The following is a 13,510-nucleotide window of genomic DNA, read 5'->3' on the forward strand; positions in this document are numbered from 1 at the left end:
ATGTTGTTAAGGAGGAAAATGGTGTGTTCCCACGAAAATCACCAGCAGCATAGCCATTCGTTGCACGGCGAGCAGCAAGATGGCCTGATTTTGTGTCCGCAATGCGACATGCTGGTGGCTATGCCGCCTTTGCCCTATGGCAGCAAAGCGGTATGTCCACGCTGTAAAACTCAGCTCAGCACCCGCTGGGATGAACCGCGTAAACGGCCGATCGGCTATGCGCTCAGCGCGCTGTTTATGCTGCTGGTGGCTAACCTGTTCCCGTTCGTCAATATGCGCGTGGCCGGCATCGTCAGCGAAATCAAACTTATCCATATTCCTGAAGTGATGGTGGCGGAAGATTACGCCAGCATGGCAACGCTGTTTATGGTGTTTGTCCAACTGATCCCGACATTTTGCATGCTGGCGATTATCCTGCTGTGCGGCAGGGTGAGACTGCCGCAGGGGCTGAAGGTGTGGATGGCGAAAGTGCTGTTCCAGTTCAAAACCTGGTGCATGGTGGAGATTTTCCTGGCGGGGGTGCTGGTCAGTTTCGTCAAACTGATGGCGTACGGCGATATCGGCATCGGCACCAGTTTTATTCCTTATTGCCTGTTCTGCCTGTTGCAGGTGCGCGCTTTCCAGTGTGTGGACCGCCGCTGGCTGTGGCAGGACATTGAAGCGGCGCCGCCTGTCGCACAGCCGGTCACGGTCGGCAAGACCGGTATGCGCCAGGGGCTGCGTTCCTGCCGCTGCTGCACCGCGATTCTGCCGGCGGAGCAGCTGCGTTGCCCGCGCTGCCACTCGCAGGGTCATGTTCGGCGCAATAATAGCCTGCAGTGGACTATGGCGCTGCTGATCACCTCATTTATTCTGTATATCCCCGCGATGCTGATGCCGATTATGGTGACGGAAGCGCTGGGCAATAAAATGCCGTCCACCGTGATGGCCGGGGTGATTTTGCTGTGGAGCGACGGCTCTTATCCGGTCGCCATGGTGATTTTCATCGCCAGTATTATGGTGCCGAGTCTGAAAATGCTGGCGATCGGCTGGCTGTGCTGGGATGCCAACGTTAAAGGAAAACAGCGTGCGGACAGTGAACGCATGCACCTGATTTATGAAGTCGTAGAGTTTGTTGGCCGTTGGTCAATGATCGACGTGTTTGTCATCGCCGTACTTTCGGCGTTGGTACGAATGGGACAGTTGATGAGTATTTATCCTGCTACCGGCGCACTGCTGTTCGCCCTGGTGGTGATCCTCACGATGTTTGCCGCCATGACGTTTGATCCCCGCCTGAGCTGGGACCGCGTAAATGAAACAATAAAGAAGGAGCCGCAAGGTGACGGAAAGTAATCATAGCATCGCGGATGTTGAAAAGATTAAGCGCTGGTCGCCGGTGTGGATTATTCCGATCGTCACCGCGCTGATCGGCGCCTGGATCCTGTTTTACCATTTCAGCCATCAGGGGCCGGTGGTGACCTTATATACCACGACGGCGGAAGGGCTGGAGGCGGGTAAAACCAAAATCAAAAGCCGCAGCGTAGATGTCGGCACCGTCGAGAGCGTGACGCTGAGCGACGACCTGAATAAGGTGCTGGTGAAGGCGCGGCTCAACGCTGGCATGAATAAACTGCTGCGTCAGGATTCCGCCTTTTGGGTGGTGAAGCCGCAAATCGGCCGTGAGGGGGTCACCGGCCTCGGCACCTTGCTCTCCGGCGCCTATATTGAGCTGCAGCCTGGCAGCAAGGGCGATGCGGGTAAAGACGAGTATCAATTACTGGATGCGCCGCCGCTGGCTTCTCCGGATGCCAAAGGGCTGCGTATTGTGCTCGACAGCGATAAGTCCGGCCAGCTGAACGCCGGCGATCCGGTACTGTTCCGCGGCTATCGCGTCGGCTCGGTGGAAACCAGCTACTTCGACCCGAAAATTCGCGCCATGCGTTATCAGCTGTTTGTTTCCGCGCCTTACGATCAGTTGGTGACCACCAATGTCCGCTTCTGGAAAGACAGCGGGGTGACGTTCGACATGTCGGCGCAGGGCATGCGGGTTGAGATGGGATCGCTGACTACGCTGTTCAGCGGCGGCGTCAGCTTTGACGTACCGCAGGGCTGGGAGCGCGGCGCGAAGGCGAAAGAGAAATCCGTGTACGAGCTGTACGAGAATCAGCGCAGTATCCAGGATTCGCTGTATACCGTGCATAAAGATTACCTGATGTTCTTCTCTGATTCGGTACGTGGTTTGCAGCCTGGCGCGCCGGTTGAGTTCCGCGGTATCCGTCTGGGGACCGTTGCTCAGGTGCCGTTCTATAAAGAAGGCCTGGAGCAGAGTCTGAACAACGATTATCGTATTCCGGTGCTGATCCGCATCGAGCCGGATCGCTTCCAGAAACAGCTGGGTAAAGACTTCGATATGGAGCAGCATCTGAAGGACGCCGAGTCCCGCGGTTTGCGTGCGTCGCTGAAGTCCGCCAACCTGCTGACCGGTTCGCTGTATATCGATCTGGACTTCTACCCGCAGCAAAAAGAGTGGAAAGGGCCGCATACAATGTTCGGTTATCCGCTGTTGCCGACCACCAGTGGTGGCCTGGCGCAAATTCAGCAGAAGCTGATGCAGACGCTGGACAAGATCAATGCGATGCCGCTGAACCCGATGATCAACGAAGCGACCAAAACGCTGGCGGAAAGCCAACGCACCATGCGTGAAACGCAGGAAACCATGAAGTCGCTGAACGAGATTATGTCCAGCAAGGCGATGAAAGATCTGCCGCAGGATATGCAGAAAACGCTGCAGGAACTGAACCGCAGTATGAAAGGCTTCCAGCCGGGTTCTCCTGCCTACAATAAAATGGTGGGCGACATGCAGCGTCTGGATCAGGTATTGCGCGAACTGCAGCCGGTGCTGCGCACCCTGAATGACAAGAGCAATGCATTGGTGTTTGAAGCCAAGAGCAGCGACGATCCTCAGCCGAAGAAGGCCAAACAATGATGAAATGGATTCCGGTAACTCTGGCGCTGTTGCTCAGCGCCTGTAGCAGTACGCCACAGAAAACCTACTATCAGCTGCCGGCGATGAGCGCGCCGGCGCAGCAGGGAAGCGTCGCCTCGGCGTCGCGCCAGCTGTGGCTTGAGCACGTCGGCGTGGCGGATTATCTGGCGCAGAACGGCGTGGTGTATCAGACCAATGACGTGCAGTACGTGATTGGTCAGAACAACCTGTGGGCCAGCCCGCTGGATCAGCAGCTGCAGCAGTCATTGGTCACTAACCTGAGCAATGCGCTGCCGGGCTGGCTGGTTTCCTCGCAGCCGATGAGCAGCGATCAGGATGTACTGAACGTGACGATCACCGGTTTTCACGGTCGCTATGACGGTAAAGCGATTATTCGCGGCGAATGGGTGCTGAACCGCCACGGACAGATGATCAAGCGGCCGTTTAGTCTGGCGCTGACGCAGAGCGAAGATGGCTATGATGCGTTAGTTCGTACGCTGGCCACCGGCTGGCAGCAGGAAGCGCAGACCATTGCCGCCCAGCTTGGTCGTTTTTGATGGCATAAGTGCAGCTTAAATGCTCTAAGCGAACGCCAGCGGCTCATTGCTTGATGACCCGCTGGCGTTTTTTTTGATAAGTTTCAATATATTAGTGCGATTCTCGCGTTATCAGCCACTTAGCGATTTCTGTGTATATAGCTCACAAATATGACACTGGCGTGAAATTTGCGCATTGATCTTCACGTCAAATCGCGCTATTGGTTATTCGTGGCTGCACAAAAAGTGGCCGCTGTTTTCTTTCCAGCAGACCAAGAATGAGGGAAACGAGGCATGAAGAGACAGAAGCGAGATCGTCTGGAACGGGCACAGTCCCGTGGTTACCAAGCAGGTCTTTCAGGGCGTTCCAGGGAACTTTGTCCCTACCAGTCTTTAGACGCCCGGGCCAATTGGCTGGGAGGTTGGCGACAAGCCATGGAAGACAGGGCTGTGACCGCTTAAGCGGCTCTCTGTCATGAAGAAGGAGTGACCTCCGCCGGTGCGCGGAGGTTTTCGTTTCTGCCTCCGGGCAACGCTACCGTACGCGATCGTCATTTAAACCGCCTTTCCACACCTCCTCGCAAAAAATGCCGAATAATTTGCTTCACCACCCTTACTTAACTCCCCTTTTATGTTATCAAGGTCATACAAAGTTATTATATAACAATGATTTGCACGGTGAATTGCCGTGTCGGCTTTATATGATGCAGTGATAATGTCTAACAAAAAGATGACGGTGGTAAGGGGCGCGATGCTGAAAATTAACGCAGTCAACGCTATCCCCGGCCTGATGGAGAACGCGTAAAGCCTGGTGAGAACGGGGCTTTATACAGAGAAGGGAAACTTAGATAGGAAAATAACATGGCGATTAAATCAATTCGTTTTCGCGCGGAAGTACTCGAGAGTCCATTGACCGTCCCCGAATTGGGCGGCGGTTTGTTGCCTTTTGCGGCGCCGCCGCATGTTTCTGGCCCGGCCGACGTAGAGATTATGATGGCGAAGGTGTCTGACTCGATATTCAGTGCGGCCGGCAGCAGCGCTGCGGCTATCCAGGGGCAGATCGTGTTCAGCCAGGCATGTAAGACGATGGTAGGCTACTTTAGCGGGGCGCGGGCGGTGGCGGATGATACGCTATTTGCCACGTCGCATCCGGATATCGGCATCCGACTCTCTTGTATCGGCATGTCCATCTTTCCGGAACAGGGGCAGAACTTCCCGCTGGTTGGCGATATGCTGGTGTTTGAGGCGATGCTGGTCTCATTAAATGACCAGGTCAGGCCGGGGATGATTGAGGCGCGGATTGAGTTTCACTACGGCAGCGATTGGTAGTGCGGTAATTGCGCATTAAAAAAGCCTCGCTAAGCGAGGCTTTCTTGTATCGCATGCGTTTGTGCAGTGCGGCGGCTGGGGAAGCCGCCGTCTGGCCATCAGAACGCCGTGGTGTCCTTGAACAGGCCCACTTTCAGATCGGTGGCGGTGTAAATGACTTCACCGTCGACCAGTACTTCACCGTCGGCTACGCCCATAATCAATTTACGGGTGATAACGCGCTTGAAGTTGATGCGGTAGGTCACTTTTTTCGCGGTAGGCAGAACCTGGCCGGTGAATTTCACCTCGCCGACGCCCAGCGCACGGCCTTTGCCTTCGCCGCCAAGCCAGCCGAGGTAGAAGCCTACCAGCTGCCACATGGCGTCCAGACCCAGGCAGCCTGGCATGACCGGATCGCCGATAAAGTGGCAACCGAAGAACCACAGGTCCGGATTGATATCCAGCTCTGCTTCAACGTAGCCTTTACCGTGTGTGCCGCCTTCTTCTGTCATTTTGACCACGCGGTCCATCATCAACATGTTACCTGCCGGCAACGGCGGGCCGCCGGCGCCAAACAGCTCGCCACGGCCGGATGCTTCGAGGTCTTCTTTCGTATAGGAGTCGCGTTTATCTACCATGTTCTCAGTAAACCTTATTTTAATGAAGGACGAAGATTAGCGAACACGTGTACGCCGAACAAGTCCGATCAGCCGTGGTTAAACCAGTTGAGCCAGCGTAAACACCATGGACGTTGCCGTTCCTGCGGGTTCACCTGCGCTATCCGTTCCTGAATCGCCGCCAGTAAATTTGGCTGCTGTTCATCGGCATAGAGGCAACCCGTTAATAATGGCAAGGTTTCCGCTACGCTGTCCACCGCCCACAGGTGGAATTGTTCTTCGCGCACCGCATCGACCACATCCTGACGCAGACACAGATGACGGACGTTGGCCGCTGGCAAAATAACGCCTTGCTTGCCCGTCAGACCACGACGTTGACAGACGTCGAAGAAACCTTCGATTTTTTCGTTGACGCCGCCGATAGGCTGGACGTTACCAAACTGGTCGACGGAGCCGGTGACGGCAATCTGTTGGTTAATCGGCTGCTGCGACAGGGCGCTGATCAGTACGCACAGTTCGGCCAGCGTAGCGCTGTCGCCGTCGACTTCACCGTACGATTGCTCAAACACCATAGAAGCGGAAAACGGCAACTGTTGATCCAATTCCAGCTCGGAAATCAAAAATGCCTGCATAATCATCATGCCCTTGGCATGCAGGTTACCGCCCAGCTCCGCCTTGCGCTCGACGTCGGTGAATTCACCGTCGCCGAGGTGAACCACACAGCTAATACGCGAGGGTTCGCCGAAACTGCCGGGATGTCCGGGATAATCCAGCACCGACAGGCCATTAATCTGGCCGATCGCTTCGCCTTCGGTTTGGATCAGGATCTGGCCTAGCTCGATATCATCCTGCATGCGTTCGGCCAGGTAGCTTTCGCGCCATTGGCGGGTGGTCAGGGCGGCATTGAGTGCTTTGGCGGTAATCAGGCCTTCTTCGGCATAGAGCGACGCTTCAGACAGCTGCTGGCCTAGCCAGGTCGGTGAGAGCGGCAGGCTGGCGCAATCGCCGCTGTAGCGTATCGCCTGAGTCAGCAGAGGGGGCCAAACGTCGGCGGCCAGCGCCGGCAACTGCCGTTCGGCCGCCAGAGTATTCACATAGCCGCACCACAGCGTCATATCTTCATCGTCGGCGAGCTGCAGCTCTTCTTCATATTCGCCGTACATCGCCAGCTCGCTGATTTCCGGCTCCATATCATGGAAGTCGGCCAGCCCAAGGCGGTCGCCCACCACAATAAGACGCATCTCCAACGGCATCGGAGGAATAGTGACCGGCAGCGGACGCGTTTCATCCGGGGAGAACCATTGGAATTGGCGTTGGCCGATCATCTGCTTCAGACGCAGCCACATCAGGGGCTGTGCCAGCAGGGTACGCGCGGAGAGGATCAGTACGCCGCCGTTGGCGCGGTGTATCAACCCAGGCGCCAGGGTAATGTTGCCTTGCTGCAGACGCGCGCAGCCGAACAACTGTTCAGGCTCAACCCATTCCTGGAAAATGCAGGCGCCGCCGGCGGCAAACGGCTCATCGCCCTGGCTGGCCGGCTCTACCTGAACCTGACCGTTGTGCACGGTGTAATGGCTGCCGGGGCAGCTTGGCTGCTGTGGCTGGCGCTGTGTGACCGCACTCGCAATTAATGCCAGATATTCACGGTTTTCCTGCGCCTTAAGCAGCATAAAACGGGGTTGAGAACGTGGATGGCAGAATAACGTCAGGGCATTATCCAGCCGGGGCTGCAGCGCAGCAAAGGTGACGGGCGCCAACTGAGCAGCAGAATCGAATATCGCCTGGTAAGGCGCAACGGCAGGCAACAAAGATTGCCATTCAAGTCGGTTATTGGTCAAAGTGTTAGATGCAATTATCAAAAAGTGAAACAGCGATTATACAAGAATAACGTCAGCTTGATACAGTGGAGTGCCGCTTGATGTCCGGGAGTTTGACATCGGGCGACGACTGTGTAAAAAACAGTCTGTCAGAGGTTTTAATTGCCGGGGAAATTCGGCGTAAAGCTGTTATGCTTATTGAAGTTACGCGGTCACTGAAGAGCTCACGATGAAATATCAGCAACTGGAAAACCTGGAGAGCGGTTGGAAATGGAAATACCTGGTGAAGAAGCACCGGGAAGGGGAACTTATCACCCGCTACATTGAAAACAGCGCTGCGCAGGACGCGGTTGACGAGCTGCTGAAATTGGAAAACGAGCCGGTTAAAGTCCTGGCCTGGATTCATGCACATATGAACCCTGCGCTTGATAACCGGATGAAACAGACTATTCGCGCCAGACGCAAGCGCCATTTTAATTCCGAGCATCAGCATACGCGTAAAAAATCCATCGATCTGGAGTTTTTAGTGTGGCAGCGTTTGGCGGCGTTAGCCCGTCGTCGCGGCGTGACACTGTCGGAAACGGTGGTGCAGCTGATTGAAGATGCCGAGCGAAAAGAGAAGTATGCCAGTCAGATGTCGTCGTTAAAACAGGATCTGAAAGCGATCCTGGGCAAAGACGAAGAGTAGGGATAGCAGCGAACGATAAAGCCGGCCGCGCGCCGGTTTTTTTGTGGCGCTAACCGGATACAGACGAAAAAAAACCCCGCAGCGCGGGGTTTTTATTAAGAAGAGGTAACTTAAGCCTGTGGCTGAGTTACAACGTCTTTAACGCCTTTAACTTCGATTTCTACACGGCGGTTCGGTGCCAGGCACTCGATCTGTGCTTTGGTAGCACGGCCGTTTTTGTAACCGCAGCTATCGGTAACTTGGTTAGCTTCGCCCATGCCACGTGCAGAGATTTTGTCTGCAGGGATGCCTTTAGAAACCAGGTAGTCAACTACGCTGCGAGCGCGGTTTTCAGACAGACGCTGGTTGGATGCATCTTTACCAACTGGGTCAGTGTAGCCCAGAACAACTACGGAACCGTCTTTAGGATCCATAGAGCTCAGCTGGCTGTACAGCTGATCCAGAGCCTGCTGGCCTTCTGGTTTCAGAGTTGCTTTACCGAAGTTGAACAGAACGTCAGACTTCAGAGTGAAACGCTTGGTTTCAACAACTGGAGCTGGAGCTGGCGCTGGTGCTGGAGCTGCTTCGTCCTGACCGAAACGGTAAGAAACGCCCAGGCTCAGCATGGTGTTGTCTGGACGTGCGCCCACGGTGCCTGCGTCGCCGATGTTGCTAACGAACTGATAATCCAGGCGGGTAGCCCAGTTTTTGGTCAGTGCGTATTCAACACCAATCGCAGCCAGCGGAGAAACGCCGGTGTCGTGGTTGCTGATGCGGGTGCCATTGCCAAAGTTAGCTTTGGAATCTGCACGCCATACCATACCACCCAGACGGGTGTAGATGTCCAGATCGTCAGCGATTGGGTAGCTCAGTTTAGCTGCCAGCTGAACGCCCTGTGCCTTGAAAGCACCGTTGTTCACGCTGCCTTTGTAAGGCATACGGCCCAGCCAGTCATAGCCCAGCTCGAAGCCCAGGTATTGGTTCGCCTGGTAACCCAGGAACGCACCAGCACCCAATTGGTTTTCATGGATAGGGCCGTTACCGGTACCGGTGTAGCCGTTGCCATAGAAACCTACGTCATGATACTGGGACCAGCCCAGTTTAGCACCGGTGTACCAGGTGTTATCTTTTGGGGCGGCTTGCGCTACGGTAGCGAAACCGGCCAGTGCCACTGCTAATGCGATAGCTGTCTTTTTCATTTTGCGCCTCGTTATCATCCAAATAGGCAATGAGCTTTAAAGCTGATTTTTAAGCCCTTGGTTAAATTCCTTCGCCAAGGTTTGTGCCCTCGTTTGTTACTCTCCAGTTTTTTACTGGCGTTATAGAGCAACCTTGGCGATGTAAAGTCTACAACGTGGCGCGAAAGTTACAAGTGTGATGTGATAAAGCTCTAAAAAAAAACGCAGAAATAGTCATATTTGCTAACAAATTTAGGCGTATTTTTAGCCGATTTTTTGTTCAGACAGGGGCGTGGAACCGCGTCTGCTCTCGCTTTGTGCATGATCCCCCAAAGGTTCCATTTTCGGGGGATAAAAATGATGGGAAAAATCCTAAATTTACTTAATGATACAAAGAAGAGTGAATTTTTAGGGTCGGAAACTGTCCCTGAGCCGGGATAGTGTCACGCTGAGGACGCATAATAAAGCCGTATGCATGACCCTGTTCAGCCGCTCGCTGTAATTTTAGACGATCTTCAGCGCTTAGCTCAGGAAGCCAACCGAGCACGGCGCTGTAGTTCCCCGTCAGCAACGCTTTTTCCATCGCATCGACCGTGTTAACCGGGCTGATCTGGCTTAATTGTACGACTTTATCTGCAGGCAGGCCAGAGCGCTGTAGCCACAGCTTGCTGAGTTTCTGCTGCGGCGTCAGCCATAGCAGCCAGCGCGACTGGGTGGCTAACTGCTGCAACAGCGGCAATAATAGAAGCTGAGTGACCGCGGGCTGATGCTCGTTGTAAACAAATTCACCGATCAGGCCATTTTCGTTGGCGCTGCCCGCAGAGGCATCCGGCGCACCATTCAGGGTAAACGCGTTATGGCTGCGATGGGCTTTGTGAAGTGATTGAGTACGCATGTGATATCCCGCCTGTAGTTGTACTGTATGTATATACAGTATCCGCAACGTATCCCGAGATCAAGTCAATTTTTCGTCATGCCTCGCATATTTGTGAACGCTTTTTGTACGCAATGGATTTGTGATTGGCAGTGCAGACATTAATGCGTATTTTTCTATTACGTGTTCTCGTAAGTTTTATCTTATTGATTTTAATTATGATTGACTGAGAAGCCACATAGGAGAATGTTATGCATGGAAGAACCATAGCAAGAGTCGCACAGGCGAAAGCCTGTTTTGACGCATTGGGCAATATTACTACCCGCTCGCAGTTTGGCGGCTATGGATTACTGGCTGACGGCGTCATGTTCGCCGTCGTTGCCGACGGCGAGATGTATTTGCGCGCCACAAAAAGCCTGGAGCCCGAGTTTCGCTCGCGCGGCATGGTCAATATGGTGTACTCAAAGCGCGGCGTGCCGATCATTATGCGCTATTACTGGGTCGACCATCAGCTGTGGGGGGAGCCGCAGGCGCTGTTTGCGCTCGCCTGGCAGGCGAAACGCGAGGCGAGCAAAGAGCTACAGAGCCGCAGTCGCGGCAGCAGGCGCCTGAAGGGCTTGCCGAATATTGATGCCGGCCTGGAGCGTTTGCTGTGGCGGGTGGGGATACGCGACGTCTATGATTTACGTTTGCAGGGGGCCAGAGGATCGTTTCTGAAGCTGATGCTGCAGCAAAAGAACCTGGGGCTGAAGGCGCTGCTGTCGTTGGCCGGCGCGATTGCCGGTTATCATCACGCTGCGTTGCCTGAAGAGATTCGCGGAGAACTGAGCGAGTGGTTCAATAAAGAAGTGTCGTAAGGCGCGTTAGCTGCTGTAACGCGCCTTACCATGGTTACAGGCTCATTGTGATTGCCCGATCTGCGCGTTCAATGACGTCAGCTCCGGCAGAAGTTCAACAACCAGTCCTATTTGCTGTAGTACCAATTGCTCTTTGCTTTCTGGTTCTGGCGTCAGTTGCGCGATGCGCGCGGACAGTTTTTCCAGTGCCAGGTTGATGCGCTGAGCATCGGCTGCGTCGTGTTGCAACGCACCGTCTACGTAGCAAACGGCATCGTTCAGCACGTTGAACACGTCGATATTGGTCAGCCGTTCACGATGAGCCCCCAGCGCCGAAATATAACTCAGGAGCGTATGGTTGAGGCATAGCAGCCGGAAGGCCGCCTCCTGCGTTGCTTTATCGGCTTTGGGGTCCGCAGACATATTGGAAATCACCGACGCCAGTTCCGCATCGCTGTTGTGGGCGTCGCGGCGGGCAATGCGGTAAGGCAGACCGTTATTTTTACCTTCGTGATACTGAACCAGAATCGCGTCCAGGTAGCGGCAGTCGGCATTCAGCGTTTTGCTGACGACGGCGGGCAACTGACGAAAACGCCAGTCCGGCCAGATAAAGGTCACGGCCGCCCAGGCGATGGCGCAGCCCAACAGCGTGTCGTAAACGCGTGGGGCGGCAACTTCGAAGCCTTCCCCAAGCAGGTTGAAGCACAGCAGCACTAATAAGGTAATAAACATGGTGGCGTGTGCATACTGCACCGTGCGGAAGGCGAAGAACAGCACGCCGCTGATCACGATCAGCACCAGTTGGCCTTCGATCGACGGGACAAAGTACAGGATCGGCAGGCCGATCAGAATCCCCGCCAGGGTGCCGATAATACGCAGAGCCAGCCGCCGCCGGGTGGCATTATAGTTGGGCTGGCAGACAAACAGACTGGTAAGTAGGATCCAATAACCGTGCCGCATGCCGGTCAACTGAATAAACGCATAACCGATGCACAGCACCACCGACATGCGGATGGCATGGCGGAACAGCGCCGATTGCGGTGTCAGGTGGCGGCTGATGCGCAGGCGGATATCGCTCCAGCCGGTCAGTCGGTCGTCCGACAGGCTGTTCTCTTCCTCCTGGCCGTTGGCCAGCGCCTGTTCCGATTCAATATTTGCCAGTTGGGCGTCAATCGCCCGCAGATTTTTCAGCAGGTGAGACAGCGCCTTGGTCAGTTCGCGGTTATCCGCATTGACGGCGATGCGCGACAGGGCTTCTTCAATACGGGTAAACGCCGGCTCAAAGCGGCTGTTATGCTGGTATTTCTGCCGCAGCAGAATCGATTGCGCCAGTTGCTGGCAGGCGCGGGCCTGTTTACTGAGCAGCCGCTGGAAGCGGAACAGAATATCGCTGTGGCGGAACTGTTTGCTCAATGCCTGGTACTGAACGTGCGATGAACTGGCGCGCTCATGGATGTCCTGCGCGACAAAATAGTAATGCAGCGTGCGGCGGGTGCCGCGCTGACCGCGATCGCCTTTCAGGCGCGTCAACAGCGACATCTTGGTCTGATTCAGCGTGCTGACCAGGCTGCTGTTGGCCATGGCGACGTCCATCCACGGCAGGTCGGCGTCTTTCTCGGCGTCCGGGTCGAACAGGTTGGCCTTGGCGTCCAGGTAGTTGGCCAGTTGCTGATAGCAGCGCGCCAGGTTCTCCTGCAGCGGACGGATAGGAAACAGCAGGTGGCCTACCAGCGTCAGCAGGTTATACCAGACCGCACCGACAATCAGCAGAATAGGTTGCTGGTACCAGATGTCGTACATCGAGGTGCCGAGCATGGCGTACACCGCGATCAACAGGGCGCCGAACGCGATGGTGGCATAGCGTTGCCCCAGCGCGCCCAGCAGAATAAAACCGCAGGTAGACAGCGCCAGGCCCAGAATAAACAGCCAAGGGTAGGGGAACAACAGTTCGATCGACGCGGAGGCGATAAAAAAGCAGACCAGCGTAATCAGCAGATTACGCAACCTGCCGGCGAGCCGGTCATCCAGATCGGCGAGGGCGGCGGCAACCACTCCCAGCGTCAGCGGAATGGTGAGCTTGGGAACGCCCAGCCACCAGGGAACGGCGGTAGTGCCGACCAGAGCGATAAAAATACGCAGGTTGTAAAGCAGACTGCTGTTGTAGGCATAACGACGCAGCGCCGGTGCAAAAGCAAGCACAAAAAACTCCTCAGACGGAGAAAAAATTAACGTTGTTGATATTGGCGACGCGCATTTTCGCTTCTGGCCTGCTGAGCCATTTCGACGGAAACCACCCGGCGTCCGACCGGCCACAGCGCAATGGCGGCGATTTTAAAGTTGGCGATGCCTACCGGGATACCGATAATGCTGATGCACTGGGCGATGCCGGCGGTAATATGCGACAGACACAGCCACCAGCCAAAGCAGATCAGCCAGAACACATTGAGCAGCGAACCGCCGGCGGAAAGCAGCGCATTGCTTTTTTCCGGGTACAGTTCGTTAACGCTGATTGCCTCATTGCCGTAAGGCAGGAACGAGAGCTTGGTGATCTCCCAGCAGGAGCGTGTCAGCGGCAGGGTAAAGATTAAGACGATACTGACCAGGGTGGCGAACAGCCACGCCAGGGTCGTGAAAAAACCGCCTAACACAAAATTCAGAATATTCAGTACAGTACGCATGGTTGGGACTCTGCTCTAATAATGGTCAAACCGC

The 13,510-nt window shown here is 55.1% G+C and carries 13 protein-coding genes; 7 read left to right on the top strand and 6 right to left on the bottom strand.

Features of this window, described 5'->3' with window-relative positions; genetic code table 11:
- The first annotated feature begins 21 nt into the window (after positions 1–21).
- From pqiA to TAN611_RS08685, 5 genes are all read left to right on the top strand, one after another.
- Positions 22–1,332: a membrane integrity-associated transporter subunit PqiA gene (pqiA, locus tag TAN611_RS08665; RefSeq protein ID WP_370576263.1), complete on the top strand. Its 1,311-nt coding sequence runs from the start codon at positions 22–24 to the stop codon at positions 1,330–1,332.
- The gene (gene pqiB / locus TAN611_RS08670; RefSeq protein ID WP_111737389.1) at positions 1,319–2,965 is read left to right on the top strand and encodes an intermembrane transport protein PqiB; all 1,647 of its coding nucleotides are present in this window, start codon (positions 1,319–1,321) and stop codon (positions 2,963–2,965) included. The genes pqiA and pqiB overlap by 14 nt, the downstream gene beginning before the upstream one ends.
- Complete coding sequence (gene pqiC / locus TAN611_RS08675) at positions 2,962–3,522, top strand: membrane integrity-associated transporter subunit PqiC (protein WP_105230551.1); 561 nt, start codon at positions 2,962–2,964, stop codon at positions 3,520–3,522. The genes pqiB and pqiC overlap by 4 nt, the downstream gene beginning before the upstream one ends.
- 273 nt (positions 3,523–3,795) lie before the next feature.
- A complete protein-coding gene (gene rmf / locus TAN611_RS08680; RefSeq protein ID WP_004964703.1) occupies positions 3,796–3,963 on the top strand; it encodes a ribosome modulation factor in 168 nt (55 codons plus the stop codon).
- Between the two features lie 399 nt (positions 3,964–4,362).
- Positions 4,363–4,830: a hypothetical protein gene (locus TAN611_RS08685; RefSeq protein ID WP_203067547.1), complete on the top strand. Its 468-nt coding sequence runs from the start codon at positions 4,363–4,365 to the stop codon at positions 4,828–4,830.
- Positions 4,831–4,928: 98 nt separating this feature from the next.
- Here the strand turns inward: TAN611_RS08685 and fabA are convergent, their stop codons facing one another.
- Both fabA and TAN611_RS08695 read right to left on the bottom strand, forming a co-directional pair.
- Positions 4,929–5,447: a bifunctional 3-hydroxydecanoyl-ACP dehydratase/trans-2-decenoyl-ACP isomerase gene (gene fabA / locus TAN611_RS08690; RefSeq protein WP_015671798.1), complete on the bottom strand. Its 519-nt coding sequence runs from the start codon at positions 5,445–5,447 to the stop codon at positions 4,929–4,931.
- Between the two features lie 68 nt (positions 5,448–5,515).
- Positions 5,516–7,264, bottom strand: a complete 1,749-nt coding sequence (locus TAN611_RS08695) for a Lon protease family protein (RefSeq protein WP_172606294.1) — start codon at positions 7,262–7,264, stop codon at positions 5,516–5,518.
- A gap of 208 nt (positions 7,265–7,472) precedes the next feature.
- On the opposite strand from TAN611_RS08695, the gene matP reads away from it, so the two are divergent.
- Positions 7,473–7,931: a macrodomain Ter protein MatP gene (gene matP / locus TAN611_RS08700; protein ID WP_105230554.1), complete on the top strand. Its 459-nt coding sequence runs from the start codon at positions 7,473–7,475 to the stop codon at positions 7,929–7,931.
- Between the two features lie 110 nt (positions 7,932–8,041).
- Here matP and ompA read toward each other — a convergent pair whose 3' ends face one another.
- Together ompA and sulA are read right to left on the bottom strand one after the other, a co-directional pair.
- Entirely contained in the window at positions 8,042–9,109 is a 1,068-nt protein-coding gene (ompA, locus tag TAN611_RS08705; protein ID WP_105230555.1) for a porin OmpA, read from the bottom strand.
- 361 nt (positions 9,110–9,470) lie between these two features.
- Positions 9,471–9,983 (bottom strand): SOS-induced cell division inhibitor SulA, encoded by a 513-nt coding sequence (sulA, locus tag TAN611_RS08710; RefSeq protein ID WP_105230556.1) that lies wholly within the window; start codon positions 9,981–9,983, stop codon positions 9,471–9,473.
- Positions 9,984–10,213: 230 nt separating this feature from the next.
- Between sulA and TAN611_RS08715 the strand changes: the two genes are divergently transcribed.
- Positions 10,214–10,819 (top strand): TfoX/Sxy family DNA transformation protein, encoded by a 606-nt coding sequence (locus TAN611_RS08715; RefSeq protein ID WP_105230557.1) that lies wholly within the window; start codon positions 10,214–10,216, stop codon positions 10,817–10,819.
- 42 nt (positions 10,820–10,861) lie between these two features.
- On the opposite strand, the gene yccS is transcribed toward TAN611_RS08715, so the two are convergent.
- Complete coding sequence (yccS, locus tag TAN611_RS08720) at positions 10,862–12,997, bottom strand: YccS family putative transporter (RefSeq protein ID WP_105230558.1); 2,136 nt, start codon at positions 12,995–12,997, stop codon at positions 10,862–10,864.
- A 26-nt stretch (positions 12,998–13,023) separates the two neighbouring features.
- Positions 13,024–13,476: a YccF domain-containing protein gene (locus TAN611_RS08725; RefSeq protein ID WP_105230559.1), complete on the bottom strand. Its 453-nt coding sequence runs from the start codon at positions 13,474–13,476 to the stop codon at positions 13,024–13,026.
- Positions 13,477–13,510 lie beyond the last annotated feature (34 nt).

The sequence above is a fragment of the Serratia sp. Tan611 genome (assembly GCF_905188235.1).
Classification (GTDB): Bacteria; Pseudomonadota; Gammaproteobacteria; order Enterobacterales; family Enterobacteriaceae; genus Serratia_B; species Serratia_B rhizosphaerae.